At 72.4% G+C, this 24986-nt stretch carries 16 protein-coding genes; 10 read left to right on the top strand and 6 right to left on the bottom strand.

Going from position 1 to position 24986, the window contains the following annotated elements; translation table 11 throughout:
• Window positions 1-77: 77 nt before the first annotated feature.
• The 3 genes from RI578_RS24315 to RI578_RS24305 all read right to left on the bottom strand — a co-directional run bounded on the left by RI578_RS24315 (window position 78) and on the right by RI578_RS24305 (window position 5826).
• The gene (locus RI578_RS24315) at window positions 78-1547 is read right to left on the bottom strand and encodes a DUF5719 family protein (protein ID WP_310873053.1); all 1470 of its coding nucleotides are present in this window, start codon (window positions 1545-1547) and stop codon (window positions 78-80) included.
• Window positions 1544-5332, bottom strand: coding sequence for a glycosyltransferase (locus RI578_RS24310; RefSeq protein WP_310873052.1), 3789 nt, complete (start codon window positions 5330-5332; stop codon window positions 1544-1546). Before RI578_RS24310 ends, RI578_RS24315 begins: the two co-directional genes overlap by 4 nt.
• 230 nt (window positions 5333-5562) lie before the next feature.
• Entirely contained in the window at window positions 5563-5826 is a 264-nt protein-coding gene (locus RI578_RS24305; RefSeq protein ID WP_003975777.1) for a WhiB family transcriptional regulator, read from the bottom strand.
• 686 nt (window positions 5827-6512) lie between these two features.
• Here RI578_RS24305 and RI578_RS24300 point away from each other — a divergent pair.
• The 4 genes from RI578_RS24300 to RI578_RS24285 all read left to right on the top strand — a co-directional run bounded on the left by RI578_RS24300 (window position 6513) and on the right by RI578_RS24285 (window position 10510).
• A complete protein-coding gene (locus RI578_RS24300) occupies window positions 6513-7034 on the top strand; it encodes a cysteine dioxygenase family protein (RefSeq protein WP_310873051.1) in 522 nt (173 codons plus the stop codon).
• Between the two features lie 33 nt (window positions 7035-7067).
• Window positions 7068-8027 (top strand): 2-phospho-L-lactate transferase, encoded by a 960-nt coding sequence (cofD, locus tag RI578_RS24295; RefSeq protein WP_310873050.1) that lies wholly within the window; start codon window positions 7068-7070, stop codon window positions 8025-8027.
• A gap of 8 nt (window positions 8028-8035) precedes the next feature.
• A complete protein-coding gene (locus RI578_RS24290; RefSeq protein WP_399063172.1) occupies window positions 8036-9367 on the top strand; it encodes a coenzyme F420-0:L-glutamate ligase in 1332 nt (443 codons plus the stop codon).
• A gap of 123 nt (window positions 9368-9490) precedes the next feature.
• Window positions 9491-10510 carry a DNA-3-methyladenine glycosylase 2 family protein gene (locus RI578_RS24285; RefSeq protein ID WP_310873048.1) on the top strand — a complete coding sequence of 340 codons (1020 nt, stop codon included), beginning with the start codon at window positions 9491-9493 and terminating at the stop codon, window positions 10508-10510.
• Window positions 10511-10890: 380 nt separating this feature from the next.
• On the opposite strand, the gene RI578_RS24280 is transcribed toward RI578_RS24285, so the two are convergent.
• Both RI578_RS24280 and RI578_RS24275 read right to left on the bottom strand, forming a co-directional pair.
• Window positions 10891-11973 carry an NDP-sugar synthase gene (locus RI578_RS24280; protein WP_310873047.1) on the bottom strand — a complete coding sequence of 361 codons (1083 nt, stop codon included), beginning with the start codon at window positions 11971-11973 and terminating at the stop codon, window positions 10891-10893.
• Between the two features lie 103 nt (window positions 11974-12076).
• Window positions 12077-13447, bottom strand: coding sequence for a peptidoglycan recognition protein (locus tag RI578_RS24275; protein ID WP_310873046.1), 1371 nt, complete (start codon window positions 13445-13447; stop codon window positions 12077-12079).
• A 139-nt stretch (window positions 13448-13586) separates the two neighbouring features.
• On the opposite strand from RI578_RS24275, the gene RI578_RS24270 reads away from it, so the two are divergent.
• From RI578_RS24270 to RI578_RS24245, 6 genes are all read left to right on the top strand, one after another.
• A complete protein-coding gene (locus RI578_RS24270) occupies window positions 13587-14351 on the top strand; it encodes a TIGR03089 family protein (RefSeq protein WP_310873045.1) in 765 nt (254 codons plus the stop codon).
• Window positions 14352-15097: 746 nt separating this feature from the next.
• Entirely contained in the window at window positions 15098-16351 is a 1254-nt protein-coding gene (locus RI578_RS24265; RefSeq protein WP_399061243.1) for an LCP family protein, read from the top strand.
• Between the two features lie 261 nt (window positions 16352-16612).
• Complete coding sequence (locus RI578_RS24260; RefSeq protein ID WP_310873044.1) at window positions 16613-18343, top strand: LCP family protein; 1731 nt, start codon at window positions 16613-16615, stop codon at window positions 18341-18343.
• A 197-nt stretch (window positions 18344-18540) separates the two neighbouring features.
• Window positions 18541-20256, top strand: coding sequence for an LCP family protein (locus RI578_RS24255; protein WP_310873043.1), 1716 nt, complete (start codon window positions 18541-18543; stop codon window positions 20254-20256).
• Window positions 20257-20461: 205 nt separating this feature from the next.
• The gene (locus RI578_RS24250; protein WP_310875847.1) at window positions 20462-22207 is read left to right on the top strand and encodes an LCP family protein; all 1746 of its coding nucleotides are present in this window, start codon (window positions 20462-20464) and stop codon (window positions 22205-22207) included.
• Between the two features lie 76 nt (window positions 22208-22283).
• Window positions 22284-23906, top strand: a complete 1623-nt coding sequence (locus RI578_RS24245; protein WP_310873042.1) for an LCP family protein — start codon at window positions 22284-22286, stop codon at window positions 23904-23906.
• A gap of 18 nt (window positions 23907-23924) precedes the next feature.
• On the opposite strand, the gene RI578_RS24240 is transcribed toward RI578_RS24245, so the two are convergent.
• Complete coding sequence (locus RI578_RS24240) at window positions 23925-24977, bottom strand: glycosyltransferase family 2 protein (RefSeq protein ID WP_310873041.1); 1053 nt, start codon at window positions 24975-24977, stop codon at window positions 23925-23927.
• Window positions 24978-24986: the final 9 nt, after the last annotated feature.

The raw sequence follows: 24986 nt of genomic DNA, 5'->3' as shown, positions 1-24986 counted from the left end.
GGGGTGGGGTGCACCACCCCGGGCGGCGCGTATGCCCGCGGCCGCGGAGGGGAGCGACGGCCGGGTGCCCGTAGGGCCTACTTCTGCAGTACCGACAGGTCCTCGTCCGCGTTCGGCACCGAGACCGTTCCCCGGTCGTCGGGGAGGGTCTGGACGGTGAAGGACGCCACGTCGTCGTCCTCTCCGGTCAGGGTGCGGGACGCGTACACCGGGCCGCCCGAGACGGTCTCGACCGTCAGTGCGTAGGCGCCCTCGAGGCCGGCGGGGACCGGTGCCTCGACGTTCTGGGTCGTGCCGCCCTTGATCGTGTACGTCTTGGTCGCCGTCGTACCGCCCTCGGTGCCCGCCGAGGCCGTGACCTTGACCTTCGCGGCCTCTCCGATGGCGGCCAGGGACAGTGTCGTGCGCTTGGCGCGGTTGTCCGCGGACGTCGCGCGCGCACCGACCGGGTCGGCGGCCGGGATGAACGCCGACTCCTGCTCGCCGCCCTCGCCCCGCACGACCCGGACCGCCGCCACGACCGGCACGGACCCGCCGGTCGGCGTCAGCACCAGCGATCCCGCCTCGCCGCGCGTGACCTCGCCGAGGTCGACGCCCGTCGTCATGCCCGCCTTCACGTGCACCGTCTCGTGCCCGGCGGGCGTGATCGACCCGGACGGCGAGGCGAGGCGCACCTTCAGGTCGGCGTCGGTGCCACCGGGTGTGAACAGCACCAGGCGTACGGCTGTGGCGTCCTTGGGGATGCCCGGCAGTACGAGTTCGCCCGCCGGGTCCGCGGCCGCGGTCAGCCAGTCGCCGCCGGTCTTGTCGTCCAGGGCCTGCACCGCGGCGCCGACCCGTCCGCTGCGCACGCCGACGTGCACGGTGACGTCGGTCTGCTCCACGTCGCTGAGCGTGGAGAGCAGGAGGGACTCACTGGCGTGCGGCGGCACGGTGATCCCCTCCCCCACCGTGGACTTCAGGGCTCCGTCCTTGCCGTAGAGCTCGATGTCGACGACGGCCGCCGAGTCGTCGGGGTTCGTCAGGTGCACGTAGTCGGTGCGGTCGGTCGCCGTGCTGGCGCCCGGGAACCAGAACTCCGTGTCCGGAGCGGTGCAGTTGACGCCCTGCAGTCCCCGGCCCGTCCCGGCGGCGACCTCGGTGGTCTGCTGGACCGTCCAGCCGGGCGCGTGACCGCCCTCGGCGGTGCCGACCAGCGCGGGGGCGTCGGCACCGGAGGTGCTGCCGGTGACCGGCGTGCCGGGCGCCTTGGGCTGCACGACGGGCTTCTCGGTCTTCTTCCCGTCCTCGGGGGCACCGGCCGCGAGTGCGGCCCTGCCCTTCTCGTCGGCGCCCTTGGTGACGGGCGTGAAGGACGTGTACGTCGTCTCGGCGAGGTCGGAGGTGCTGGGCGCCGGGCACAGCAGGCTGGTGCGCTCCACGGGCAGCCGGGCGGCCGGCCGGGCGGTGTCCACGCCGGTGGCGTCCGGTGTGGACACCGCCGCGAAGCCGGTGATCGCGGCGAGCGCGGTCGCGCCGGCGAACAGGGACAGGGTGGTGCGCTTCACTGCTGGCTCCCGTCGGGACGCTCACTGCCCGTGCCGTGGGGGTGGTGGGGCTGGGAAGGGTCGTACGGCGTGTCGTAGCCGGTCTGACCGTACGCCTGGTCGTAGGCGGGGTCGTACGTGCCCGCCTGGGACGGGTCGCCGTAGGCGTAGGGGTCGTACTGGCCGTGTTGGCCGGCTTCGTGCCGGCCGGCCTCGTACTGATCCGCCTCGTACTGACCGGCCTGGCCGCCCTGATAGGCGTCCGCCGGGTACTGCTGCTGTCCGTACGCGCCCGGGTCGTACTGCTGGGCGCCCTGGTACTGCTCGCCGCCGTACGTGCCGTAGGAGTTGTACTGGGCACCGGCGTACCCCGCCGAGTCCCACTCGCCGTACGCCGGCTGCTGCGGAACCGCCACGGGTGCCTCCGCGGGCGGGCCGGCCTGCGCGGAGGCGTCCGCGGCCTCGGTCACCGGCTCGCCTCCCGCCCCGGCCTCGGCCTCCGCCTCGGCCTGGGCGCGCAGTCGCCTGGCCCGGCGGCCTTCGCCCTCGACGGCCTCGGCGGCGACGAGCGGCTCTTCGGGCAGGTCGTCGTCGACGTCGCGGCGCCTGCCGGGCAGGGCGAGGACGACCAGGACGACGGCGAGGAGACCCTGGGCCCACAGCCAGGCGGTGTGGGTGAACGGGGAGTCGTAGGTGACGTCCAGCCTTCCGCCGGAGGCGGGGAGTTCGAAGCCCTGGGCCCAGCCGTCGACCGTGGTGCGGGTGAGCGGCTTGCCGTCCAGGGTGGCCGTCCAGCCCTCGGCGGCGGTGTCGGCGAGGCGCAGCACGCGGCCGTCGGAGCCGGACGGGATGTCCGTGTGGATCTCCACGGGCCCGGCCGCGACGGGCTGCGGGTCACTGGCACCGGAGCCGGAGTCCGCGCCCGAGTCCTCGCCGGACACGATGGTCGCGCGCGCGACCTCCTGGTCCACCCGCCACAGTCCGCTGCCGTCCTGCTGGCTCAGCCGGCTCAGACCGGGCGTGGCGTCCAGGACGCGGGTGACCTCGCGGGGCGCGCCCTTGTGCACGAGGACGTAGCGCACGGCGAAGCCGCCGAGCTGGTCGGCCTGGTCGGCGCCGGAACCGGCCACGAGGTTGGCGACGATCTTGTCGAGTCCGCTGTTCCCGCCGTCTCCGGCGGCCAGTTCGCCGTCGCCGAGGCGGGCTCCGGAGCCGCGGACCAGCATGTAGCTGACGTGGGCCGGGGAGTCGCTGTCGAGGACGAGGGTGCGGGCCTGGTCGCGGGTGTGGCTCTCCTCGGCGACGAACGCGGGCACCTGGACGGGATCGCGTCGCTCCACGGGGCCGTCGGCGCCCCCGATCATCCAGCCGGTGGCGGCGATCAGCGGGCCGACGGCCGAGGCGAGGGCGATCAGGGCGGCGACGGGCTGGCGCCAGCCGAAGCTCTGCTCGGCCACCCGCGAGCGCGCCCCGTCGGCGCCGAGGGTGGCGGCGGACAGCAGGGCGATGCCGTAGACGAGGGTGGCGGGCCCGGCCCAGGCGGAGCGGTTGGAGAGGACCGCGAAGACCAGGGCGACCAGGGCGACGGCCCAGGCCGTACGGATGCCCAACTGCCGTTCCGAGCGCAGCAGGGCGGCCAGCGCGGCCAGCACGATGCCGATGAGGATCAGCCCGCCGACCGTGCCGGGGCCGCCGGGGCTCGCCCCGAGCAGGTCGAGGGCGGAGGCGGCCGAGGAGCCGTACTCCAGTCCGGCCTCGTCGAGGAAGCCGAACGGGAGCAGCGTCAGCGACCAGGGGGCGAGAAGCAGCAGAGGGGTGCCCAGTTGGGCGAGGAAGCGCGGTCCGTACGCCGTGATGTCGCCCCGGCGCAGGGCCAGGACGCCGACGCCGAGGAGCAGCGCGATGGGCCACACGACGGGCGTGAAGGCGGTGGTGATCGTCAGCAGCAGCGCGTACGCCCAGGTGGCGCGCCAGCTGCCGCGGGTGCCGGACGAACTCGTCAGGCCGGCCGCGGCGGCGCCCGCGCGCGCGATGAGCGGCAGCAGTACGGCGAGGACGGCGGTGCCGATGCGGCCGCCGGCGAGCGCGCCGGTGGCGGCGGGCAGGAAGGCGTAGGCGACGGCCGCCCACGCGCGCAGCAGCCGGGAGGTGACGAGCGGGCGGGAGGCGAAGTACGCGGTGACGCCGGCCAGGGGCACCGAGCAGACCAGCAGCAGGGTGACGGCCAGGCCGGTGGAGCCGAGCAGCACGGAGGCCAGCGTGGCGACGATCGCGAGGTAGGGCGGTGCGGAGGCGGTGCCGCCGGTGCCGACGGTGTGCCAGGCGTCCGTGTAACGCGCCCACAGCTCTCCGGCGCCGGCCGGGGCGGGCAGCAGCGCGCCGCCCGCCAGGGCGCCGCCGCCGAGCAGCGCGCGGCAGGCGGCCAGGGAGACGAACAGCAGCACCAGGAAGAGCACCGGGCCGGGCTTGCGGGCGATGCGCTTGAGGCGGGCGAACTGCTCGATCTCCAGGAAGTCGGCGTCGTCGCCGCCGGGTCCGGACTCGATGCCGCCGCCGTGCCGCCCGGCGCCGGTGGTCGTCTCGGCGTCGGAGCTGCCGACCAGGCTGCCCGCGACCTGTTCGACGGTGACGCGGATGGTCGCGCCGGGGGGCGGGAACAGGGGGCGCAGTTCGTCCTTCTCGACCTGCGGGCGGCCGCGTTCGCGCCGCCCGGCGAGGATGCGTTCGGGGCGCAGCAGGACGCCGAGCAGGCCGCGGATCTCGTCGACGGCCTGTCCGGGGACCTTGCCGACGAGGTAGGCGAGGGTGCGCAGCAGGGTGCCCACGACGATGCGCAGCAGCACCCAGGGCAGGGCGGCCGTACGGGCGTTGACGAGGAGGGTGTGGACGGCGCCTGCCTTGTCCACCTTGTGGGGGGAGGCGGTGGTGCGGCCCGCGCAGTCGACGGCGCGGCGTTCGCGGGAGGCGGCCTCCGCGTGGCGTACGACCGCCTCGGGGGCGACGAGGACGCGGAGTCCGGCGGCGTGCGCGCGCCAGCACAGGTCGACGTCGTCGCGCATCAGGGGCAGTCGGCGGTCGAAGCCGCCGAGCCGCTCGAAGACGTCACGCCGGATCAGCATGCCCGCGGTGGACACCGACAGGACGGACCGGACGTGGTCGTGCTGGCCCTGGTCCTGTTCGCGGCGGTCCAGGCCGGTCCAGCGGCGGCCGGAGTTGGCGATGGAGACGCCGACCTCCAGCAGTTGCCGGCGGTCGTACCAGCCGCGGAGCTTGGGGCCCACCACGGCGACGTCGTCGCGGCCGAGTTCGTACTCGTTGTCCACGACGCGCAGCAGCTGGGCCAGGGCGTCGGGTTCGGGGGCGCAGTCGTCGTGCAGCAGCCACAGCCACTGCACCGGCTCTCCGTGGGGAAGCTCCGGCAGGTCGTAGGTGTCGTCGCGCCAGGTGCGCGTGACGGGGTCCCAGCCGCTGGGCCGCCTCAGATACGGCAGGTCGTCCGGGGTGAGGACCGGGGCGGTGCGGGCGGCCTCCTCGACGGCCTGGCCGAAGCCGGTGCGCCGGGCGAGGTGGAGCACGCGGTCGTCGCCGAGGGCGTCGGTGACCAGCCGGGCGGAGTCGTCGGCGCTGCCGGTGTCGGCGGCCACGGCGTACTGGACGGGGCGCTCCTGGCCGAGCAGCCCGGCGAGCGCGTCGGGCAGCCAGCGGGCTCCGTCGTGGGCGACGAGGACCGCCGTCACCACGTGACGCGGGAACTCAGGTGTGGCAGCGAGGTCTTGCTGGGCTGCCGTGTGGCTGTGCACGGACATCGAGGTACGGGCCCCGGTTCGGTGGACTGCGGTGGACGCCCGTGCCTGTTGGGGGTGGCGGGGCGTCTCGGACGAGCGCCCACACTATCGGCTGGGCAGGGCGACGGCCCGCCGCCTGTGGACAACCCACCTGCGAGGGGCCGTTCCTGCCGTTATGTACGCGGGGTGGTGCGGTTGGTGCGGTACGCGCGGAGAGTGCGCCGCCCGTCGGACCTCGGGTCGACGGCGGGTCAGACGGCGGCCTTCTTCAGGCGGCGGCGCTCCCGCTCGGACAGGCCGCCCCAGATGCCGAAACGCTCGTCGTTGGCAAGGGCGTACTCGAGGCACTCGGAGCGGACCTCACAGGCGAGGCAGACCTTCTTGGCCTCCCTGGTGGAGCCGCCCTTCTCGGGGAAGAAGGACTCGGGGTCGGTCTGGGCGCACAGTGCGCGCTCCTGCCAGCCGAGTTCCTCGTCCGCGTCGTCGACCAGCAGTTGCTGCACCAGCTCGGTCATGTGCGCCCCTCGTCTGTCTTTCGCGTCCCCGTGATCTAGCCGTTACCGATTCCGGCTGAACGACACGAGTGAAATTACAAGTGTGCTGCTCCGGGCGAGTCAAGCCGAGATCTGCTATTGGGCCCCTTATTCACTCTGCGGAACCAAGGCCAAGCGGAAAGTGTTCAAATCGGCATAAACCTCGACATACCAATGAGGGACCCGAGGGCAGCCGACCCGCGTGGAGCCCGCACCAGGAAGGACGCCCGAGCGTTCGATCCCGTTCCGATACACACGCCGAAGCGAACCTGATCACATTCGGATCACGGGATCGCAACGGGGGTTGTGCGCCCGGCTTGTGCGCCATGTGTCCCGGAAGCCGCCTGAGCAAACCTTTCACCTGTGAGATGAACCGGATGAGGTGAAACATGTCCCACATAACGGGCACCGAGTTGACAGTGCTGGTGTGAGCCGCTGTCCTTGTGGGCATGCTCGCGAACTTGGCGCTCACCTCGACCCGCACCGCCGGGTCCCACGGTGCTGCCCGCGCTCGCTGTAGCTGTTGTTGCTGTTCCAGCTGTTGAGCCAACCGCGCTCCGGCTGTCCCGAGTCCACGCGACTCGTGTCTTCGCTGCCCGCCCCACCAGGGCGTTCTCCGTCTTCCTGCTTCGCCTCCCGCACTCTTCCGCCGAGGACCCACCGCACCCATGAACAGCGACAGCGACCTCCAGATCGCCGGCGACATCCTCGAAGTCCCCCACCTCCTGCAGGCACCGCGCGAGCACCCGGCCACCGTCGCCGAGTTCGCCGGACTTGCCCGGTCCGTCGCCGCCGACCGGTCCGAGTGGGAGCACCTCGTCCGGTACGACGCGACGACGCGCTGGTACCACCGGCTGCGCACCGGCCCCGGCTACGAGGTCTGGCTGCTGTCCTGGCTGCCCGGCCAGGGCAGCGGACGCCATGACCACGGGCCCTCCTCCGGAGTGCTGACCGTCCTGGACGGCACCCTGACCGAGCGCACCGAGCGCGGCACGCGTGCGCTGCGGCCGGGGGCGCAGCGCGTTTTCGCGCCGGGGTACGTGCACGAGGTGGTCAACGACGCGCTGGAGCCGGCGGTCAGCCTGCACATCTACTACCCGGGGCTGACGGACATGCCGATGCACTCCGCGCGGTGCTCGGGTGCCGACGCGGGAGCCGGTGCCGGTGCCGGTGCGGTGACGACTGCCTGACGCGGTGTCGTACCCGCCTGCAAGACTGGGGCCATGCGCATTGTGGTTCTGGCAGGCGGCATCGGCGGTGCCCGGTTCCTGCGTGGTCTGAAGCAGGCCGCGCCGGACGCGGACATCACGGTCATCGGCAACACCGGGGACGACATCCACCTCTTCGGGCTGAAGGTCTGCCCGGACCTCGACACGGTGATGTACACGCTCGGCGGCGGCATCAACGAGGAGCAGGGCTGGGGACGGGCCGACGAGACCTTCCATCTCAAGGAGGAACTCGCGGCGTACGGCGTCGGACCCGAGTGGTTCGGGCTCGGCGACCGCGACTTCGCCACGCACATCGTGCGGACGCAGATGATCGCCGCCGGCTTTCCGCTCAGCGCGGTGACGCAGGCCCTGTGCGACCGCTGGAAGCCCGGCGTGCACCTCGTTCCGATGACCGACGACCGCGTGGAGACCCACGTCGCCGTCGAGCTGGACGGGGAGCGCAAGGCGGTCCACTTCCAGGAGTACTGGGTACGGCTGCGGGCCTCGGTCCCCGCCGAGGCGGTCGTACCGGTCGGCGCCGAGCAGGCCAAGCCGGCACCCGGTGTCCTGGAGGCCATCGCGGAGGCGGACGTGATCCTGTTCCCGCCGTCCAACCCGGTCGTCTCGGTCGGCACGATCCTCGCCGTGCCCGGCATCAGGGAGGCGATCGCCGACGCCGGGGTGCCGGTGGTGGGCCTGTCCCCGATCGTCGGGGACGCGCCCGTACGCGGGATGGCCGACAAGGTGCTCGCGGCGGTGGGCGTGGAGTCCACGGCGGCCGCGGTCGCCGAGCACTACGGCTCGGGACTGCTCGACGGCTGGCTGGTCGACACGGTCGACGCGGAGTCCGTCACGCGCGTGAAGGCGGCCGGCATCCTCTGCCGCGCCGTTCCGCTGATGATGACCGACCTCGACGCAACGGCGCAGATGGCCCGGGAGGCGCTGACGCTGGCCGAGGAGGTGCGGGAGGCGTGAGCGACGGGGTGAGCGATGGCGTGCGTGACGGCGCGTCCGGTCTCGGGGAGGGCTACCGGGTGTGGGCCGTCCCCGGTCTGCCGGAGGTGCAGCCGGGCGACGACCTGGCCAAGCTGATCGCGGCGGCCGAGCCCGCCCTCGCCGACGGGGACGTGCTGCTCGTCACGTCCAAGATCGTGTCCAAGGCCGAGGGCCGGGTCGTGGAGGCCGCCGACCGGGAGGCCGCGATCGACGCGGAGACCGTGCGGGTGGTGGCCCGGCGCGGCGCTCTGCGCATCGTCGAGAACCGCCAGGGCCTGGTCATGGCGGCGGCCGGGGTCGACGCCTCGAACACGCCTTCCGGGACGGTGCTGCTGCTCCCCGAGGACCCGGACGCCTCCGCGCGCGGCATCCGCGACGGACTGCGCGACGCGCTGGGCGTCGACGTCGGCGTGGTCGTCACCGACACGTTCGGGCGGCCCTGGCGGGCCGGGCTCACGGACGTGGCCATCGGCGCCGCCGGTGTGCGGGTCCTCGACGACCTGCGCGGGGGCACGGACGCGCACGGCAATCCGCTGGGCGCCACCGTCGTCGCCACCGCCGACGAGCTGGCCGCCGCGGGCGACCTGGTCAAGGGGAAGGCAGCCGGGCTGCCCGTCGCCGTCGTGCGCGGGCTCCCGCAGGTGGTGGCGGAGGACGACGGCGAGGGCGCGCGGGCGATGGTGCGCGGCGCGCGCGACGACATGTTCCGGCTGGGCACGTCGGAGGCGGTACGGCAGGCGGTCACCCAGCGCCGTACGGTACGGGCCTTCACGGACGAGCCGGTCGACCCCGGCGCCGTACGCCGCGCGGTGGCGGCGGCGGTGACCGCACCGGCGCCGCACCACACGACGCCGTGGCGGTTCGTGCTGCTGGAGTCGGCCGAATCCCGCACCCGGCTGCTGGACGCGATGCGGGACGCCTGGATCGCGGACCTGCGGCGGGACGGCAAGAGCGAGGAGTCGATCGCCAAGCGGGTCCGGCGCGGGGACGTCCTGCGGAACGCGCCGTATCTGGTCGTCCCCTGCCTCGTGATGGACGGCTCGCACACGTACGGGGACGCGCGGCGCGACGGGGCCGAGCGGGAGATGTTCGTGGTCGCCACCGGCGCCGGCGTGCAGAACCTGCTCGTCGCGCTCGCCGGGGAGCGGCTGGGTTCGGCGTGGGTGTCCTCGACGATGTTCTGCCGGGATGTCGTACGGGAGGTGCTGGGGCTGCCGGGCGACTGGGACCCGATGGGGGCCGTCGCGGTCGGTCATGCGGCGGAGGAACCGCGGGCGCGGGCGGAGCGGGACGCGGGGGCGTTCATCGAGGTGCGGTGAGCCTGTCCGGGCGAGCCTTTACTCTCGTAGGGGCTTCCGCTTTCCCGGCATCCCCTCCCATCCCTTTCCCCGCATCCCCTCACATCCCTTTCCCCGCATTCCCTCGCGCCAAGGACCTCTCTCGTGGCAGGACGTTTCGCTCCCCGGCCCACGCGTGCTTCGGTGCGCGGCGGGGAGGGCGTCGTGCCCGCGGGCGGTGCGCCCGCGGCCGGTTTGCCCCGGCAGGCCGTCGCGCCGGGGAAGGTACGGGTGTGGGTGCCGGACGGGCCGCTGGAGCTGGGGCTGGTGCTCGGTCCGCTGCGGCGCGGGCCGGGCGATCCGACGTTCCGCACGATGCCGGACGGGTCGGTGTGGCGGGCCAGCCGGACGCCCGCCGGGCCGGGCACGCTGCGGGTCACCGCGCGCGGCGGTGAGCTGCGGGGCGAGGCCTGGGGGCCGGGAGCGGACTGGCTGCTGGAGCAGTTGCCTCGGATGCTGGGCGCCGACGACGACCCGGCCGCGTTCGTGCCGCGGCACCGGCTGCTGGCGTTCACGGCACACCGGCGGCCGGGGTTGCGGCTGGCCCGGACCGGGCTGGTGATGGAGTCGCTGATCCCGTCGATCCTGGAGCAGAAGGTCACGACGCTGGAGGCGTACCAGGCGTGGCGGCTGCTCGTGCGGAAGCACGGGGAACCGGCGCCGGGGCCCGCGCCCGGCCGGATGTGTGTCATGCCGTCGGCGCGGACGTGGGCGATGATCCCGTCCTGGGAGTGGCACCTGGCCGGGGTGGACAACAAGCGGGCGTCGACGATCCTGCGGGCCGTGCGGGTCGCCGCGCGGCTGGAGGAGGCGGCCGGGATGGAACCGGCGGCGGCGCAGGAGCGGCTGGAGGTCGTGTCCGGCATCGGGCCGTGGACGTCCGCGGAGACCGTGCAGCGCAGTCATGGGGCGCCGGACGCGGTGACGGTGGGGGATCTGCATCTGCCGGGGATCGTGGGGTTCGCGCTGGGCGGGGACCGGGACGCGGACGACTCCGTGATGCTGCGGCTGCTGGAGCCGTATGCCGGGCAGCGGCATCGGGCGGCTCGGTTGGTGTTGTTGAGTGGGCGGGTGCCGGGGCGGCGGGCGCCGCGGATGGCTCCGCGGGGGATTGAGCGGCTCTGACGCTGCTCCGCCGGTTTGCTGGTCCGGTGTTCCCGGTTGCCCGGCGTGGGTGTGGGGCGGGGGTGGGTGGCGCGACCCGGCGTTGCGGGGTGCCGCTGCGCCCACCCGTGCCGCCCCAGCGGCACGACTGCCCGCAGTTGCGCGGCGCGGCTGTCTGTAGGTGCGCGGCACGACTGCCCGTAGGCACGCGGCACGACTGCCCGTAGGTACGCGGCGCGGCTGTCCGCAGCTGCGCGGCACGACTGCCGCAGCTGCGCGGTGCGGCTGACCGTAGGTACGCGGCGCGACTGCCGTAGCTGCGCGGCGCGGTTGTCCGCGGTTTCGGGTGGTTGCGGCAGTTGCCGCCGCAGGCACCCGCACCCCGTGCAACCGCCGGAGGCCTACGCGTCGGACGAGAAGCGGAGTGCTGCCGGGGGGATGTGGGCGTCGCACCAGATTCGGGCGCCGGAGCGGAGTTCGTTGTCGGCGCCGATGACGGCGCCGTCGCCGATGACCGTGTCGGTGAGGATCGAGCGGGTGCCGACGCGGGCGCGGGTGCCGATGAGGGAGTCGGTGATGACGGCGCCCGGTTCGATGACGGCGCCGGGCAGGATCGTGCTGCCGAAGACGCGCGCGCCCTCCGCCACGAAGGCGCCCTCGCCGACCACCGTGCCGCCGGCCAGCTTGGCGTCGGGCGCGACCCGTGCCGTGGGAAGGACGAGGCGGTCGCCGCAGCGGCCCGGTATCGCGGGGGACGGGGCACGGCCGAGGACCAGGTCGGCGGAGCCGCGTACGAAGGCCGCCGGGGTGCCCAGGTCCAGCCAGTACGTGGAGTCGACCATGCCCTGGAGGTGGGCTCCGGTGGCGAGGAGTTCCGGGAAGGTCTCGCGTTCGACCGAGACGGGGCGGCCGTGCGGGATCGTGTCGATGACCGAGCGGCGGAAGACGTACGCCCCCGCGTTGATCTGGTCGGTGACGATCTCCTCGGGGGTCTGGGGCTTCTCCAGGAAGGCCAGCACCCGGCCCGTTTCGTCCGTCGGGACCAGGCCGTACGCCCTCGGGTCGGTCACCTTCGTCAGGTGCAGGGAGACGTCCGCGCCCGTCGTCCCGTGGGTGCGGACCAGTGCGCCGATGTCCAGGCCCGTCAGGATGTCCCCGTTGAAGATGAGGACCGGGTCGTCGGGGCCCGAGTGCAGCCGGGACGCCACGTTGCGGATCGCGCCGCCGGTGCCGAGCGGCTCCTCCTCGGTGACGTACTCGAGGTGGAGGCCCAGGGACGAGCCGTCGCCGAAGTGCGGTTCGAAGACCTCCGCCAGGTAGCTCGTCGCGAGCACGATGTGGTCGACGCCCGCCGCCTTCGCCCGCGCCAGCTGGTGCGTGAGGAACGGCACCCCCGCCGCCCTGACCATGGGCTTGGGCGTGTGCACCGTGAGCGGCCGCAGCCGCGTGCCCTTGCCGCCGACCAGGAGGATCGCTTCTGTCACCGTCGTCTCTGCTTCCTGCCGGGACCGGCCGAACTGTCTTTCGGCCGGCCAGTGTATGCAGACCGTTCCATGGCGCCTTCGGTGGTCGTGCGGTGCGCCGCCCTCAGCGGCCCTGGTACTTGGCCGCCGTCGAGCGGGTGGTGCCGAGCTTGCCGTAGAGCTTCTTGCCGGGGCAGCTCGTGGCGAAGCCGTCGCGGTGACCGGAGATGACGTTCAGTCGTACGTTCTTACCTTTTCGGTAGAGATTGCCACCACCGGACTTCAGGTATGTCTTTCCGCGCGGATTCATGCCGTACAGGCCGACCTTCCATGCGGTGAGCCGGGCGACCGCCTTGACGGCGGCGGACGACGGCTTCTTGGAGCTGTATGTGCCGAGTACGGCGATGCCCATGCTGTTGGAGTTGAACCCCAGGGTGTGGGCGCCCAGTACCGCCTTGGACACGCCCCCGGCGCGTCCCTCGTAGATCTTTCCGCACTTGTCGACGAGGAAGTTGTAGCCGAGGTCACGCCAGCCCATGCTGTTGACGTGGTAGCGGTAGATACTGCGAATGACTGACGGCGCCTGCTTGCAGCTGTAGTTGTTGCCGGTGGCCGAGTGGTGCACGAAGGCCGCCTTGACCTTCTTCGTGTACACGAACTTCTTGTCGCGCAGCTTCTCGTTGGCGCCCCAGCCGCGGCGCGTGGTGATCTTCGGGCGGGGGCCGACGTACGGCTTGGCCTGCTGCTGGGTGGCGAGTTGGGCCTGGGTCTGCGCCCGGCTCAGGGCCGGGATCTCGGTGGCGCCGAGCGGGGCGAGGCCGGCGTTGGCGGCGGAGGCGGCGACGGCTTCCGCGGACTCGGCGGTCATGCCGGTGGTACGGGGGGCCTCGTCCGGGCCGGGAGCTGGCTCGGGCAGGGCTCCCTCGCCCGGGTTGACGAGTTCGAGGCGCATGCCGGTGGGGAGGGGGGAGGCGGCGGCCGGAGCGGCTGTGGTCGCCCTGGCGGCCTCCGGGATGCTCTCCGCTCGTACCCGTACCTCCACGCCGTCGGACTCGCCCACCCACAGCGGGGCGGTGGCGCCGCGGACGCGGCCCGAAGTGCTCTCGGGGGTGCCGGGGTCGGCCGCGTGGTCGGCGTTGTGGGCCTCCAACTCCTGCCAGCCGGACCAGTTGCCGGTGGCGGTGGCGCGGGTGCGGACCTGGACGTGGCCGTGCAGTTCGGTGTCCGGGTCGTCCCAGACGAGACCGACCAGTGAGAAGTGCCGTACGTCCCGGCGGGGTACGCCCTGTTCGGCGGCGCCGGGGGCTCGGTCGCGGGTGAGGGGGGCGAGGGGCAGCGACTGGGTGCCGCCGGGGACGTACGCCTCGGAGTGCGCCGTTCCTCCGCTCGTGGGCGGAGCGGCGGAGGGGGCTGCCGCCGCCGCGGGCGGGGCGAGCGGAAGGGCCAGGGCGGCCGCGCACGTGACACCGATCGAGGAAGCAAGGAATCCACGCATGCCCCCGATCGTGGACATCGTCGTACAAATCTGTCCATCCGTGACCTGACGGGCTGTAGGGCGTTTTCGTCCGAACCGGTGGCGGTGCGGTACGCCGTACGCTCGGTGTCCGCCCGTGGGCCCGCGTACGCTTGCGCGGGTGAACGCGACCGATCGCACCCCTGCCGACCTGCTGAGTTCCGCGCTCGCCGCGGACCCGGGACGCCCCCTGGTGACCTTCTACGACGACGCCACCGGCGAACGCGTCGAACTGTCCGTGGCCACCTTCGCCAATTGGGTGGCCAAGACCGCGAATCTGCTCCAGGACGAACTGTCCGTCGAACCCGGCGACCGGGTCGCGCTGCTGCTGCCCGCGCACTGGCAGACGGCCGTGTGGCTACTGGCGTGCGCGTCGGTGGGTGTCATCGCCGACGTGGCGGGTGATCCGGCGGCGGCCGACGTGGTCGTGAGCGGGCCGGAACCGGAGTCGCTGGACGCGGCGCGGGCGTGCTCCGGGGCGCGGATGGCACTGGCCCTGCGGCCGCTCGGGGGGCGCTTCGTGCCGCGCCCACCGGAGGGCTTCGCCGATTACGCGGTGGAGGTGCCGGGGCAGGGCGACCGGTTCGTGCCGTACGCGCCGGTGGATCCGGAGGAGCCCGCGCTGATCGTCGCCGGGCGGGAGTTCAGCGGGGCGGAGGTCGTGGAACGGGCCCGGGCGGAGGCGTCGGGCCTCGGGCTCACGGGGCCGGGGGCGCGGATTCTGTCGGGGTTGCCGTACGACACCTGGGCGGGGCTGAGCGCGGGGTTGTACGGGCCGCTGGCCAGCGGGGGGTCGGTGGTGCTGTGCCGGCACCTGGAGCTGGCGGAGCCGGGGGTCGTGGACCAGCGCATCGAGTCGGAGAAGGTCTCGGCGACGGCGCGGTGAGGTGTCTGCCGGGGGTTGTGACTCGGCGTTGGGTGAGGTGGCGGGGCGGGTGTTGACCCGGGGGTGACGGGTTGTCCGGCGTGGGTGTCGGGCGGGGGCGGGCGCGCGCCCGCGAGGGGCGGGGCGGGCCCGCCCGCGTGGGCGTCGGAGCGGGCCCGCGCCCATCGGCGTGGAGCCGCACCGCCCATCGGCGTGGAGCCGCACCGTCCGTAGGCGTCGAAGCCGCACCGTCCGTAGGCGTCGAAGCCGCAACGCCCGGGGACGCCGGGACGGCCGCGCCCCTGGGGAGCCAGGGCGGGGCCGCCGCGCGCCCGTGAGGGCATCGGAGGGGCCTCGCCCGTGAGGGCAACAGCGCGGGCCCCCGCCCGTGAGGGCATCGGAGCAGTCCCGTGCCCGCGAGGGCATCGGAGCAGTCCCGTGCCCGTGAGGACAACAGCGCGAGCCCCCGCCCGCGAGGGCAACGGCGCGGGCCCCCGCCCGCGAGGGCAACGGCGCGGGCCCCCGCCCGCGAGGGCATCGGAGCAGTCCCATGCCCGCGAGGAAAACAGCGCGAGCCCCCGCCCGCGAGGGCATCGGAGCAGTCCCATGCCCGCGAGGAAAACAGCGCGAGCCCCCGCCCGCGAGGGCATCGGAGCAGTCCCATGCCCGCGAGGAAAACAGCGCGAGCCCCCGCCCGTGAGGGCATCGGCGCGACCCCACACCCCGTTCGGCTCAGCCCCGTTCCCCTTCCAGCGCTCGCTCGGGTCATGGTCGTAGGAGCGCACGTGTGCGGGACGGAGGGAGACGTGAGCGATGACGACGCAGGCGCGCCCTTCGGCGGGGGCGGTGGCAAGGGGGGTCCGACGTCCGGGGCGGGGGCGTCCGCGAGCGGGGACGGGCTGAGGCGGCGGCGTCGCAGGCGGCGGCTGGGGCGTTCCGGGATCGTGGTCGCCGTGCTGGCCGTCGGTGCCGTGGGGGCCGGATGGGCGGTGTACGCCAAGCTGGACGGCAACATCACGTCGGACGAGGCGGCGGCGGCCGAACTGGCCCGGTACGAGAAGGAGCGGCCCACCTCGCTGGTTCGCGGCGCCCAGAACGTGTTGCTGATCGGGTCGGACTCGCGCTCCGGTGACGGCAACGCGCGCTACGGCCGGGACTCCGGTACCGAGCGGTCGGACACCACGATCCTGCTGCACCTGGCCGCGGGCCGGGACAGCGCCACCGCCGTCTCCCTCCCCCGCGACCTGATGGTGGACGTGCCCGACTGCCGCCGCCCCGACGGGACACGCACCGAGCCCGTCCTCGCGCAGTTCAACCACGCCTACGAGGTGGGCGGTTCGGCGTGCTCGATCCGTACGGTCGAGAAGCTGACCGGCGTCCGGATCGACCACCACGTGGTCGTCGACTTCCAGGGCTTCAAGGAGCTGGTCGACGCGCTCGACGGCGTCGAGGTGTGCCTGCGGAAACCGGTCGACGACAAGGACGCCGAGCTGAAACTGCCCGCGGGCCGGGTCACCCTCGACGGGGAGCAGGCGCTCGGCTACGTCCGCGCCCGCAAGTCGCTCGGTGACGGCAGCGACACCGACCGGATGGACCGGCAGCAGCGTTTCCTGGGGGCGCTCGTCAACAAGGTGCAGAGCAATGACGTACTGCTGAATCCGGTGAAGTTGTATCCCGTTCTGGACGCGGCCACGTCGTCCCTCACGACGGATCCGGATCTGGCGAGTCTGCGTGGTCTGTACGACCTCGTACGGGGGCTGCGCGGCATTCCCACCGAACGCGTGCAATTCCTGACCGTTCCCCGGGAGTCGTACGCGGGCGACGCCAATCGCGACCAACTCGTGGAGCCCGACGCCGAGAAGCTGTTCACCCGCCTGCGGACGGACGAACCCGTGGCGATCGCGGCGGCGGCCGAGCCGGACGCGCCGGCCGGTTCCGGGGACCGCCGGGAACCCGGCGACGGTGATTCCCCGGCACCGACGTTCAGCGGGAACACCGCCGCGGAGGACGTCTGCGAGTAAAGCGCATTCCAAGACGACGCATGGCGGGCGTGAGGCGGGCGCGGAAGGGCGGACAATTGTCCAAGGAATGCGCCGTATTGCCCAGTTGTAAGGTTCGTGGAATGTGTCACTGCCGTCGCCCCGTACCGAACAGGGCGGTTAATGTGAGCGCTCCGGTGTGCCCGGTCACGGGGTTCTGCCCGAGGCCGCGCACCGAGTGAGCGAGACCGGGCGCCTTGAGGGGAAGGCGCCGCGTGGCCCCGACGGAGGATTCGGACAACCGTGGACGCGCAAAGCCGTGGGCGGGCGGAGAACATCGACCCCGCAGACCAGTGGGTACTCAATCCGGACACCGGCGAATACGAACTGCGACTGACCCCTTCCGCACCGCAGTCGACCGTCCCGGGCCCCCGCGGTGCACGCCGCCGCGGCGCACAGGCGTCGGCCCCCTCGACCGCCCCGGAACGTGAGGTCCCCCCTCCCCGCCGACGCCGTACCGCACCCGAGGAGCCGCCGCCCGGACGGCGCGGTCGCCGGCGGCCGGCGAAGAAGAAGTCGAAGGGCAAGAAGGTCCTGCTGTGGACCGGCGGCACCATGGCGTTCGTCGTCCTCGCCGTCGGCACGGCCGGATACCTCTATCTGGAGCACCTCAACGACAACATCAAGTCCGTCGCCGACGACGGCGCGAGCACCGGTGGCTTCCAGAAGGACAAGGCGATCAACATCCTGCTGATCGGCACCGACAAGCGCACCGGAGCCGGCAACGAGGGCTACGGCGACACGGGCAGCGCGGGCCACGCCGACACCACGATCCTGCTGCACGTCTCCAAGGACCGCTCCAACGCGACCGCGCTCAGCATCCCCCGCGACCTGATCGTCGACATCCCCGACTGCCCGACCACGCAGGAGGACGGGTCCAAGAAGGTCATCCCCGGCTCCACCGGCGTCCGCTTCAACACCAGCCTCGGCCAGAGCGGCCGTACGCCCAGCTGCACCATGCGGACCGTGACCGAGCTGACCGGGGTCACGCCCGACAACTTCATGGTGGCCGACTTCAACGCGGTCAAGACGCTCACCACGGCGGTCGACGGAGTCGAGGTGTGCCTGGCGAAGGCCATCGACGACCCGGACTCGCACCTGGACCTGCCGAAGGGCAAGCACACGATCGAGGGCGAGGACGCCCTCGCCTTCGTGCGCACCCGGCACTCCGTGGGCTTCGGCGGCGACCTGAGCCGCATCGAGATCCAGCAGCAGTTCCTCAGCGCGCTGATGCGCAAGCTCAAGTCCAACGACACGCTCACCAGCCCGTCGAAGATGGTGAAACTGGCCGAGGCGGCGACCGAGGCGCTGACCGTCGACTCCAAGCTGGACAGCATCGGCAAGCTGAAGGACCTCGGGCTGGAGCTGGGCAAGCTCAACACCAAGAACCTGACCTTCGCCACGGTGCCGGTGCGCGACAACCCGGCCGAGAAGGTCAAGGCGACCGTCGTGCTCCAGGAGGAGCCGGCCCAGCAGGTCTTCGACATGATCAGGAACGACGTCTCCTTCACCGAGGTCAAGAAGAAGGAGTCGGAGAAGGAGAAGAAGGAGAAGGCCGCCGTCGCCGCCCGGCTGGAGGGCGAGAAGTCCGAACCCTCCGAGATCCGCGTCCGCGTCCTCAACGGCGGCGCCTCCGGCGGCAGCGCCCAGCGGGAGCTGGCCTACCTCCAGACGGAGGCGGGCGTCACCAAGTCGGAGAACGCGGGCAACGCCGACGCGGAGGTCGCCAAGACCACCCTCGAGTACGCCCCCGACCAGGCCGCCCAGGCCCGCGCCCTCGCCGAGATCCTCGGTCTGTCCGGCGCGGCGATGAAGCCCGGCGAGAGCGTCACCAACGCCCAGGGCCTGCCCACCATGACCCTCACCCTCGGCAAGGACTTCAAGGGCGCCGGCGTCAAACTCGACGCCGCCTCCGCCAAGGCTCCCGAAGAGGTCCAAAAGTCCACGGCGGACAAGGTCGAGTGCGCGAAGTGACCTGACGGGCTCCACGTGCGTCTGACAGTACGACAGTCCATCGGCGCGCCCGGGAGACGGCTGGGACGGGAGTAGCCCTCCGGGACGCGAGCAATTCGTCGGGACCGCCGTACAGCCAACGAGGGAGCCCGTACGTCCAACTGTGCGAACGGGCAGTGCGCAGAGGGGCGTTCGCGGGTCCGCGGGTGGGGAGAGGCATGACGCAGAGCAGTGTGCACGGGGAGGGAACACGACCCGGCACCGTCCGGCGCGCCCGGGATGCCCGGGGCGGGGATGACGCGGGTGGCGCGGGTGGCGCGAGCACGGGCGGCCAAGGGGTCCCGGGCGGCGGGAACGGCAGGCGGCCCGGGCGGCGGCGGGCCGGGCGCCGGCATCGCGCGCTCCGATGGTCCGCGACGACCCTCGCGGTGCTGATACTCGGCACGGCCGGCGCCGGATACCTCTATTACGAGCACCTGAACGGCAACATCGAGAAGGGCGAGCGCAGCAGCGGCGACTCCAAGGCGCACAAGGCCGAGCCGAACGCGGCCGGACAGACGCCCCTGAACATCCTGCTGGTCGGCTCCGACAGCCGCGCCTCCGACGCCAACGTGTCGCTGGGCGGCGGCAGGAACCACCGCGACAACCCGCCGCTGGGCGACGTGCAGATGCTCATCCACCTGGCCGCGGACCGCAAGAGCGCCGCGGTCGTGAGCATCCCCCGCGACACCCGGGTCGACATCCCCGAGTGCACCGACCCGGACAGCGGCGAGAAGTACCCGGCGACCAACACGATCATCAACGAGTCGCTGGGCCGCGGCGGCGCCGGCTGCACCCTGGCCACCTGGGAGAACCTCACCGGCGTCTACATCGACCACTGGATGACGATCGACTTCGCGGGCGTGGTGTCGATGGCGGACGCCGTCGGCGGGGTCGAGGTCTGTGTGAACCAGAACGTGTGGGACCGCCCGCTGCCCGGCGTGCCCGGCGGCTCGGGACTGAAGATGGAGACCGGCCGCAAGAAGGTGCAGGGCGAGCAGGCGCTGCAATGGCTGCGTACCCGGCACGCCTGGGGCAGCGACCTGCTGCGGGCCCGGGCCCAGCACATGTACATGAACTCGATGATCCGCACCCTGAAGGGGCAGAACGTCTTCACCGACACGGGCAGGCTGATGGACCTGGCCGAGGCGGCCACGAAGTCCCTGACGGTCTCCGAGGAGATCGGCACGGTCAAGAAGCTCTACGACCTGGGCATGCAGCTCAAGACGGTGCCGACGGACCGCATCACCATGACGACGATGCCCACCGTCCAGGACTCGCAGAACGCGAACCACCTGCTCCCGGCCGGCGACGACGCGGAGCGGATGTGGGCGATGCTCCGCGACGACGTGTCCTTCGACGACAAGGGCGCCAAGGGCGGCGGCAAGGACACCGGCACCGGCACCAGCACCGGGGAGGACGCCGGAAAGGACGGCGGGCAGGGCTCCGGCGAGAAGCCCTCCGAGGACGCCGCCGCCCCCGACTCCGAGATCGGCGTCACCGTCCAGAACGCCACCCGCTCCGCCACCCTCGGCCCGGTCACCGGCCGTGCGGGCGCGGTCGCCCAGGCCCTCGTGCAGAAGGGCTTCGGCGAGGCGACCAAGGACACCTCGGCCGCGCTGTCCGAGGAAAGGACCGTGGTCCGTTATCCGAGCGCCGAGTTGGCGGGCGACGCCCGGCGCGTCGCCGAGGCACTGGGAATTCCGGCGAGCGCGGTGCGGAAGTCGGCCGACGTGTCCGGGATCACGCTGGTCGTGGGAGCGGACTGGCGCTCCGGCACGTCATACCCGGAACAGAAGACGCCCGAGGCCGGAGACCTGCCGGACAACAGCGACGCCATCAACGGCTCGGACACCGGCAAGTGCATGGACGTGTACAAGCCGTACCGATGGTAGGAGTTCCGGAAAATAGGAGGGATTGCCCTGTTGTAGGGGCGTCGAATGTGGCGCCGGTGTCGTTCGACGCTGAACTGGACGGATAGTGTGAGCGCTCCGGTGCCCCCGCCGCGAGGTCCGCCCTGGCGTCGTGCACATGTTGAACCTTTATCGTGCGCCTTCCGGCAGAAGGTGCCGCGTGGCCCCGACGGAGGATTGGGAGACCGTGGACGCGCAAGGACGTGGGCGGGCAGATGACGTCGATCCCGCAGATCAGTGGGTACTGAATCCGCGCACCGGTGAATACGAACTGCGACTGCCCCCTTCCGCACCGCAGTCACCCGTGCCGGGCCCCCGCAGGCCCGCCCCCCGTGGCGCCGGTGCCCCCTCCCCCGCCGACGGCGGCACCACCGGTTCGGCACGGCGTACGACCGCGCCCGGCCGGGAGGTCCCGCCCCAGCGGCGGCGCCGTCCGGCGCCCGAGGAGCAGGCGCCGGGGCGGCGCGGACGCCGGCCGGCGAAGAAGAAGTCGAAGGGCAAGAAGGCCCTGCTGTGGGTCGGCGGCTCCACCGCGTTCGTCGTCCTCGTGGCCGGCCTCGGCGGCTACGTCTACCTCAAGCACCTCGAGGGCAACGTCGCGACGACGGACGTCGGCAGCGCCGGAAGCAGCAGCTTCAGCAAGGACGAGGCCTTCAACATCCTCATCATCGGCACCGACAAGCGCACCGGAGCCGGCAACGAGGGCTACGGCGACGCCGGCAGCGTCGGCCACGCGGACACCACGATCCTGCTGCACGTGGCCAAGGACCGCTCGAACGCGACCGCGCTCAGCATCCCCCGCGACCTGATCGTCGACATCCCCGACTGCGAGACCAAGCAGGAGGACGGCTCGACGGAGATCGTCCCCGGGGAGCAGGACGTCCGCTTCAACCGGAGCCTCGGCGAGGGCGGCCGGAACGCGGGCTGCACCATGCTCGCCGTGAAGGAGGCGACCGGCATCCAGCCGAACCACTTCATGATGGCCGACTTCAACGCGGTCAAGACGCTGACCACCGCCGTCGACGGCGTCGACGTCTGTGTGGAGAACGCCGTCGACGACCCGAAGTCCCACCTCAAGCTGCCCGCGGGCGAGTCGACGGTCGAGGGCGAGCAGGCCCTCGCCTTCGTCCGTACCCGGCACGCCTTCGGCAACGAGGGCGACCTGGACCGCATCAAGGTGCAGCAGCAGTTCCTGGGATCGCTCATGCGGAAGATGTCCTCCAGCGACACCCTCACCAGCCCCACCAAGCTGGTGAAGCTGGCCGAGGCCGCCACCAAGGCGCTGACCGTGGACAAGCCCATCGGCAACGTGGGCACGCTGAAGGACATCGCCCTGGAGCTGAAGAAGGTGCCGACGAAGAACATCACGTTCCTGACGGTGCCGGTGATCGACAATCCCGCCGAGAAGGTCAAGGCGACGGTCGTACCCAATCCGTCGGAGGCACCCCAGATCTTCGACATGATCAAGAACGACATCTCCTTCACCGAGGTCAAGAAGAAGGAGAAGAAGGAGAAGGCCGCCGTCGCCGCCCGCCTCAAGGGCGAGAAGTCCGACCCCGCCGAGGTGCGCGTCCGCGTCATGAACGGCGGCGCCCCGGCCGGCAGCGCCCAGCAGGAGCTCCAGTACCTCCAGACGGAGGCGGGCGTCACCAAGTCGGAGAACGCGGGCAACGCCGACGCGGAGGTCGCCAAGACCACCCTGGAGTACGCCCCCGACCAGGCCGCCCAGGCCCGTGCCCTCGCCGAGATCCTCGGCCTGTCCGGCGCCGCGATGAAGCCCGGCGAGAGCGTCACCAACGCCCAGGGCCTGCCCACCATGACCCTCACCCTCGGCAAGGACTTCAAGGGCGCCGGCGTCAAACTCGACGCCGCCTCCGTCAAGACGCCGGACGTGGAGAAGTCCACGGCCGACCAGAAGCTGTGCGCCAGTTGACCTGACGGGCCTGTCGTACGTCTCACAGGACGGCGACGGGCCCGCGCGGTGGCGCGGGGGTGGGAAGGACGCGGACATGACGCGGAGCAGTGTGCAGGGGGAGGACACGCGACAGGGCGCACCGGACGCCCCCGAGCGTGCCGAGGCGGACGGGAAGACGGAGAGCGAGGAGGGCGACGGCGGCGCCGAGGCGGGCAGACGCCGGCCGCGCAGGGGTCGCCGTGCGCTCCGCTGGACGGCGGTGACGCTCGCCGTGCTCATAGCCGGTACGGCCGGCGCCGGTTACCTCTACTACGAGCACCTCAACGACAACATCAAGAAGGACGCCCTGAACCTGGGCGACAACAAGGTCGCGGCGCCGACGCCGAACGCGGCCGGGCAGACCCCGCTGAACATCCTCGTCATCGGCTCGGACGCGCGGGACAGCGAGGCCAACCAGCAACTCGGCGGCGCCCGCGAGACGTTCGGCTCCACGCCGCTGGCGGACGTGCAGATGCTGGTGCACCTGTCCGCCGACCGCAGCAACATGTCGGTCGTGAGCATGCCGCGCGACACCCTCGTGAAGATCCCCAAGTGCACCGACCCGGACGACGGGAAGGTCTACCCGGCGAGCGAGGGCCGGGTGATGACGAACCGGAGCCTCGGCCATGGCGGCCCCGGCTGCACGGTGGCCACCTGGCAGGAGCTGACCGGCATCCACATCGACCACTTCGTGATGGTCGACTTCGCGGGCGTGGTGTCGATGGCGGACGCCGTCGGCGGCGTCCCGGTCTGCGTGGACGCCAACATCCACTCGCGCGACAGCGAGGGCCACGGCTCCGGCCTGAAGCTGGAGAAGGGCACGCACCCGGTCAAGGGCGAGCAGGCATTGCAGTGGCTGCGCACCCGCTACGGCTTCGAGGACGGCAGCGACCTCGCGCGGGCCAAGGCCCAGCACATGTACCTGAACTCGATGGTCCGGACGCTGCGCGAGAACGCGACCCTGAACAGCCCGAACAAGCTGCGCAGGCTCGCCGAGGAGGCCACCCGGGCGCTCACGGTCGACCCGGGCCTGGACACCGTCAAGAAGCTGTACGACCTCAGCGACGAGCTGCGCAAGGTGAAGCCGGAGCGCATCACCATGACCACCATGCCCAACCGGTACGTGGGCGCCCGCGTGGAGCCGACCGAGGACGCGGAGCAGCTGTTCCGGCTGGTGCGCGAGGACATCGCGCTGGACGGCGAGGACGCGAAGAAGAAGGCGGCCGACGAGGAGGCGGCGGACGTCTCGGACGACCCGGCCGCCGCCGACGACGAGATCGCGGTCCAGGTGCGCAACGGCACCCAAACGGACCGACTCGGCGCGGCCCGCGGACGCGCGAACACGGTCACGGGGCTGCTGGTGGAGCAGGGCTTCGCCAAGGCCGTCGCCGACCCGTCGGTGCTGCCGAGCGAGGACCGTACGGTCGTCCGCTACCCGAGCGCCGACCTGGAGGGCGACGCGCAGCGGGTCGCCAAGTCCCTGGGCATTCCCGCGAGTTCGGTGCAGCGGTCGACCGACGTCTCGGGTGTCACGCTCACCGTGGGCGCCGACTGGCGCGAGGGGACGACGTACGAGGCGCCCGCGTCCGACGACCGGACCCCGGAGTCGGCCGAGGCCCTCAACGGCGCGGACGAGAGCGCCTGCATGCACGTGAACCCGGCGTTCACCTGGTCCTGAGCCCGATCCGGCCCGGCGTCACCTGGTCCCGGCGGCGTCGGTGTCGGCGGCCGGCCGCACCGCCGGGCGCCGCGAGGCGATGACCTTCCTGGCCAGCGACTTCGGGCTGGTCAGGAAGCCCCAGCCCCAGGACATGTGCATGGTCGCCAGCGCCACCGGGATCTGCGCCCGCGCCTTCAGCCCCAGCCCCTTGCCCGCCGGGACCGAGCCGGCGGCGATCGCGGCCAGGTAGCCGCCGGGCACGACGAAGCCCCACGGGGTCAGCGCGACGCCCACCACGACGCCGGCCGCGATGGCGCACACGGCCGTCGGCGGGGCGAGGTAGCGCAGGTTGATGGAGCCGGAGTGGTAGCGGGCGACGACGTGCCGCCAGCGGCCGTAGTCCTTGTACTGCTTGGCCAGCGCCCGCACGGACGGCCGCGGGCGGTACGACACCTTCAGCTCCGGCGAGAACCAGATCAGGCCGCCGGCCTCGCGGATGCGGAAGTTCAGCTCCCAGTCCTGGGCGCGGATGAACTCCTCGTTGTAGCCGCCCTGCCGCTCCAGCGCCTCGCGGCGGAAGACCCCCAGGAACACGGTCTCGGCGGGACCCGCCTGCCCACCCGTGTGGAAGGCGGCGTTGCCCACGCCGATCTTCGACGTCATCGCGGCGGCGACGGCGTCCTCCCAGGCGTTCTCCCCCTCGGCGTGCATGATGCCGCCGACGTTCTGCGCGCCGGTCTCCTCGAGGAGCCGTACGGCCGTGGCGATGTAGTTCGGCGAGAGCATGCCGTGGCCGTCGACGCGGACGACGACCGGGTGGCGGGAGGCCTTGATGGCGGCGTTCAGCGCGGCGGGCGTACGGCCGGTGGGATTCGGCACGGTGTGTACGCGCGGATCCTCGGCGACGAGTTCTGCGGCGATCTCGTCCGTGCGGTCCGCGGAGGGACCGAGGGCGATCACGACCTCCATCTCGCCGGCGTACTCCTGGGCGAGGATGGCGCGGACTGAGCCGCGCAGGTGCCGCTCCTCGTTGAGGACGGGCATGATCACGGAAACGGCGGGCGGCCGCACGTCGGACTTGGCGTTCATCGGTGCTCA

The organism is Streptomyces sp. BB1-1-1, from assembly GCF_031597775.1.
GTDB classification, from domain to species: Bacteria; Actinomycetota; Actinomycetes; order Streptomycetales; family Streptomycetaceae; genus Streptomyces; species Streptomyces thinghirensis.
Note: the sequence above shows the minus strand (reverse complement) of the source record. Positions and strands in the feature narration are given on the sequence as shown.